4 protein-coding genes are annotated in these 5,651 nt (G+C 71.1%); all 4 read left to right on the top strand.

Annotated elements, in window-relative coordinates:
- Positions 1–149: 149 nt before the first annotated feature.
- On the top strand, positions 150–2,588 hold the full coding sequence (locus ACFWPQ_RS51820; RefSeq protein ID WP_384052158.1) for an FAD-dependent oxidoreductase: 2,439 nt from the start codon (positions 150–152) through the stop codon (positions 2,586–2,588).
- 114 nt (positions 2,589–2,702) lie between these two features.
- Complete coding sequence (glyA, locus tag ACFWPQ_RS51815) at positions 2,703–3,986, top strand: serine hydroxymethyltransferase (RefSeq protein ID WP_384052156.1); 1,284 nt, start codon at positions 2,703–2,705, stop codon at positions 3,984–3,986.
- Between the two features lie 32 nt (positions 3,987–4,018).
- Positions 4,019–5,248: a sarcosine oxidase subunit beta family protein gene (locus ACFWPQ_RS51810; protein ID WP_384052154.1), complete on the top strand. Its 1,230-nt coding sequence runs from the start codon at positions 4,019–4,021 to the stop codon at positions 5,246–5,248.
- Between the two features lie 11 nt (positions 5,249–5,259).
- On the top strand, positions 5,260–5,651 hold a 392-nt coding region (locus ACFWPQ_RS51805), incomplete at its 3' end, for a sarcosine oxidase subunit delta (RefSeq protein WP_384052152.1).

The following is a 5,651-nucleotide window of genomic DNA, read 5'->3' as shown; positions in this document are numbered from 1 at the left end:
CGGCCGTTCCGCAGGGCGTGCCACGGGCCGTTCCACGGGGTCACCACCCTCTTGACACCCCTCCTCGGCGGCGGGCACATTGAGTTGCGCAGCCTGAATCATGTTGCGCACAAAGCAACTGCACCGGTCTCAAGTTCGGAGGTTGGGCGATGGCGGGACCCCGAGTGGTCATCATCGGAGCGGGCGTCGTGGGAGCGGCGCTCGCGGACGAGATCTCCGCGCGCGGATGGACCGAGGTGACCGTGGTCGACCAGGGCCCCCTCCCGGCCACGGGCGGCTCCTCCTCGCACGCCCCGGGCCTGGTCTTCCAGACGAACCCCTCGAAGACCATGACGGAGCTGGCCCGCTACACCGTCGAGAAGTTCTGCTCCCTCGACGTCGACGGCAAGCCCTGCTTCCTCCAGGTCGGCGGCCTCGAAGTGGCCACCACCCCGGAGCGCCTCGCCGAACTCCACCGCCGCCACGGCTGGATCACCGCGTGGGGCATCGAGGCGCGGCTGCTGACCCCCGACGAGTGCGTCGCACAGCACCCGCTGGTCGACCGCGACCGGGTCCTCGGCGGCCTGCTCGTCCCCACCGACGGCCTCGCCAAGGCCGTCCTCGCCGTCGAGGCCCAGATCCGCCGGGCCACCGAACGCGGCGTCCGCTTCCTCGCCCGCCACGAGGTCCTCGACGTCCGGCAGAGCGAGGGCGCCGTCACCGCCGTGGTGACCGACCAGGGCGAGATCCCCGCCGACATCGTCGTCTGCTGCGCCGGCATCTGGGGCCCGAAGATCGCCCGCATGGTCGGCATGAACCTCCCGCTCACCCCGCTCGGCCACCAGCTCGCCTGGACCGGCCCGGTCCCCGCGCTGGCCGGCCAGACGGAGGAGGCGGTCCGCCCGATCCTGCGCCACCAGGACGCCGACCTCTACTACCGCGACCGCTTCGACGCCATCGGCATCGGCTACTACGGCCACCGCCCCATGCCGATCTCCGCCGACGACATCCTCTCCGTCGACGAGGCCGCGCAGATGCCCTCGGTCCTGAAGTTCACCGAGGAGGACTTCGAGGACGCCTGGACCGAGACGCAGTCCCTGCTCCCCGCGACCCGCGAGGCCAAGGTCGAGGAGGGCATCAACGGCCTCTTCTCCTTCACCACCGACGGCTACCCCCTGCTCGGCGAGTCCCCGGACGTCAAGGGCTTCTGGGTCGCCGAGGCCGTCTGGGTCACCCACTCCGCGGGCGTCGGCCGCGCGGTCGCCGAATGGCTGGTGGACGGCCACTGCTCGTCCTTCGACCTCCACGAGTGCGACGTCAACCGCTTCGAGCCGCACCAGCTCGCCCCGGAGTACGTCCTGGCCCGTGACTGCCAGAACTTCGTCGAGGTCTACGACATCCTCCACCCCCTCCAGCCCTCCGGGAAGCCGCGCCCGATCCGCACCAGCCCCTTCCACGCCCGTCAGCAGGCGCACGGCGCGTTCTTCCTGGAGGCGAACGGCTGGGAGCGCCCGCAGTGGTACGAGGCGAACGCGGGCCTGCTCGAAGGCCGCTCCATCCCCACCCCCAACGACTGGGCCGCCCGCTACTGGTCGCCGATCGTCGGCGCCGAGGCACAGGTCACCCGCGAGACCGTCGCGATGTACGACATGACCGCCCTCAAGCGCCTGGAGATCAGCGGCCCGGGTGCCGCCGACTTCCTGGAGGGCCTGGTCACCGGCAAGGTCGCCAAGTCCGTCGGTTCGGTGACGTACACCCTGCTCCTCGACCACGACGGCGGCATCCGCAGCGACATCACCGTCGCGCGCCTCGCCCGCGACCTCTTCCAGGTCGGCGCCAACGGCAACCTCGACCTCGACTGGTTCACCCGCCACCTTCCCGCCGACAGCACGGTCCAGGTCCGGGACATCACCCCCGGCACCTGCTGCATCGGCCTGTGGGGCCCACTCGCCCGCGAGGTCCTCCAGCCGCTCACCGACGAGGACTTCTCCAACGAGGGCCTCAAGTACTTCCGCGCCAAGCGCGCCTACATCGGCTCGGTGCCGGTCACCGCGATGCGGCTGTCGTACGTCGGCGAGCTCGGCTGGGAGCTGTACACCACGGCCGACCAGGGCCAGAAGCTCTGGGACACCCTCTGGCAGGCGGCCGAGCCGCTCGGCGGGATCATCGCCGGCCGCGGCGCCTTCAACAGCCTCCGCCTGGAGAAGGGCTACCGCTCCTTCGGCACCGACATGACCTACGAGCACGACCCCTACGAGGCCGGCGTCGGCTTCGCCGTCAAGCTCGACAAGGGCGACTTCGTCGGCAAGGCCGCGCTGGAGCGGCGCAGGGCGGACGTACGGCGCCGGCTGAGCTGCCTCACGATCGACGACCGGAGCGCCGTCGTGATGGGCAAGGAGCCGGTGTACGACGGCGACCGTGCGGTGGGTTACGTGACCAGCGCGGCGTACGGCTACACGGTCGGCAAGGGGATCGCGTACGCGTGGCTGCCGGCGGAGCTGGCGGTGCCGGGGACCGGGGTCCAGATCGGGTACTTCGACGAGCGCGTGGACGCGGTGGTGGCCGAGGAGCCGTTGTTCGACCCCGGGATGAGTCGGCTCCGTGGGTGACGGATCCGGGTGGCGTCGTTGTTCGGCTGCGGGCTCGTTTTGGCTGGTCGCGCAGTTCCCCGCGCCCCTCACGGGGCGTCTCGGCAAGGTCGTTGAAAGGATCGCGGAATCCGCATGAACGCGTTGAACACACCCCTGGCCGAGCTCGACCCCGAGGTCCACGCCGCGCTCCGTGCCGAGCTGCACCGGCAGCAGTCCACCCTGGAGATGATCGCCTCCGAGAACTTCGCGCCCACCGCCGTGATGGAGGCGCAGGGCTCGGTGGCCACCAACAAGTACGCCGAGGGCTACCCCGGCCGCCGCTACTACGGCGGCTGCGAACACGTCGACGTCACCGAGCGGCTGGCGATCGAACGGGTCAAGTCCCTCTTCGGGGCAGGCTTCGCCAACGTCCAGCCGCACTCGGGCGCCCAGGCCAACACCGCCGTCTTCTTCGCCCTGCTGAAGCCCGGCGACACGATCCTCGGCCTCGACCTCGCGCACGGCGGCCACCTCACCCACGGCATGCGCCTCAACTACAGCGGCAAGATGCTCAACGTCGTGCCGTACCACGTCTCCGAGACCGACAACCTCGTGGACCTGGACGAGGTGGAGCGCCTCGCCAAGGAACACCGCCCGAAGATGATCATCGCGGGCTGGTCGGCGTACCCGAGGCAGCTGGACTTCGCGGCCTTCCGTCGGATCGCCGACGAGGTCGGTGCCCTGCTGATGGTGGACATGGCGCACTTCGCGGGCCTGGTGGCGGCGGGTCTGCACCCGAGCCCCGTCCCGCACGCCCACGTGGTCACCACCACCACGCACAAGACGCTCGGCGGCCCCCGCGGCGGGGTCATCCTCACCAACGACGCCGACCTCGCCAAGAAGATCAACTCGGCGGTCTTCCCCGGCATGCAGGGCGGCCCGCTGGAACACGTCATCGCGGCGAAGGCCGTCTCCTTCAAGGTCGCCGCGTCACCCGAGTTCACCGAGCGTCAGGCCCGCACCCTGGCCGGCGCCCGCATCCTCGCCGAGCGTCTGACCCGGCCCGACGCGGCCGCGGCCGGCGTGAAGGTGCTGACCGGCGGCACGGACGTCCACCTCGTCCTCGTCGACCTGCGGGAGTCCCCGCTGGACGGCCGGCAGGCGGAGGACCTCCTCCACGAGATCGGCATCACCGTCAACCGCAATGCGGTCCCCTTCGACCCGCGCCCGCCCATGGTCACCTCCGGCCTGCGCATCGGCACCCCCGCACTGGCCACCAGGGGCTTCACGGCCGAGGACTTCACCGAGGTCGCGGACGTGATCGCCCTCGCCCTCCAGCCCGAGCCGGACATCCCCGCCCTGCGCGCCCGCACCGAGGCACTCGCCGCCAAACACCCGCTCTACCCGCACCTCTCGCACGACGGAGACGCCCGATGAGCCCCCACACCCGCCCCCTACGCCCTGCGGGCGTGGGGGGACCCCCAGGCGCCGACCTCCCCGACCACCCGGAGTTCCTCTGGCGCACGCCCGAGCCCAGGCGGTCGTACGACGTCGTCATCGTCGGCGGCGGCGGACACGGCCTGGCCACCGCCCACTACCTGGCGAGGAACCACGGCATCACCAACGTCGCCGTCCTGGAGAAGGGCTGGCTCGCGGGCGGCAACATGGCCCGCAACACCACGATCATCCGCTCCAACTACCTGTGGGACGAGAGCGCGGGCATCTACGAGCATGCGCTGAAGCTGTGGGAGGGGCTGGAGGAGGAGCTGGACTACCCGATCCTGTTCTCCCAGCGCGGGGTGCTGAACCTCGCCCACAGCCTGCAGGACGTCCGCGACAGCGTCCGCCGGGTCGAGGCCAACCGGCTCAACGGCGTCGACGCCGAGTGGCTCGACGCGGACGGCGTCAAAGAGGTCTGCCCGATCGTCAACACCTCGCCCGACGTGCGCTACCCGGTCCTCGGCGGCACCTACCAGCCCCGCGCCGGCATCGCCAAGCACGACTACGTGGCCTGGGGCTTCGCCCGCTCCGTGGACGCGGCCGGCATCGACATCATCCAGAACTGCGAGGTCACGGGGGTGGACGTGGTCGACGGCCGGGTGGTCGGCGTCCAGACCACCCTCGGCCCTATCGCGGCCGGCAAGGTGGCCCTCTGCTCGGCCGGCCACACCTCGGTCCTGGCCGCGATGGCGGGCATCGACCTCCCCCTCCAGAGCCACCCGCTCCAGGCCCTGGTCTCCGAACTCCTGGAACCGGTCCACCCCACCGTCGTCATGTCCAACGCGGTGCACGTCTACGTCAGCCAGGCGCACAAGGGCGAACTGGTGATGGGCGCGGGCATCGACGCGTACAACTCCTACACCCAGCGCGGCGCGTTCCACATCATCGAGGAGCAGATGGCGGCGGCCGTCGAACTCTTCCCGGTCTTCGCCCGCGCCCACGTCCTGCGCACCTGGGGCGGCATCGTCGACGTCAGCCCCGACGCCTCACCGATCGTCGGCCTCACCCCGGTGGACAACCTCTACCTCAACTGCGGCTGGGGAACCGGCGGTTTCAAGGCCACCCCGGGGGTCGGCTGGGTCTATGCCCACACCATCGCCCACGACACCCCCCACCCCCTCAACGCCCCCTTCTCGCTCGACCGTTTCACCACCGGCGCGCTCGTCGACGAGCACGGCGCGGCCGCAGTGGCCCACTAGGGAGCCCAACCATGCTGCTCATCCCCTGCCCGTGGTGCGGGCCCCGCGACGAGGCCGAGTTCCACTACGGCGGCCAGGCCCACGTGCCGTACCCCGAGGACCCGGCCTCCCTCACCGACGAGGAGTGGGCGCGGTATCTGTTCTTCCGTGACAACCCCAAGGGCCCGTTCGCGGAGCGCTGGAGCCACGCGGCAGGCTGCCGGCGGTGGTTCAACGCGGTCCGCGACACGTCGACGAACGAGATCCTGACGGTGTACAGGGCGGGCGAGCCGCGTCCGGCGGCGCGGTCGCTTCCGGCCCGTCCGGCGGGGCCTTCGCGGCCGACGTCTTCTCTCTCAGCCCGTCCGGCGTTTGAGGACGAGGCCGTTCAGGCCGAAGCGGGGTCCGGGGGCGCAGCCCCCGG

It is taken from the genome of Streptomyces sp. NPDC058464, from assembly GCF_042721035.1.
Lineage (GTDB): Bacteria > Actinomycetota > Actinomycetes > Streptomycetales > Streptomycetaceae > Streptomyces.
The sequence above is the reverse complement of the archived record's forward strand: the minus strand, read 5'-3'. Positions and strand labels throughout refer to the sequence as shown.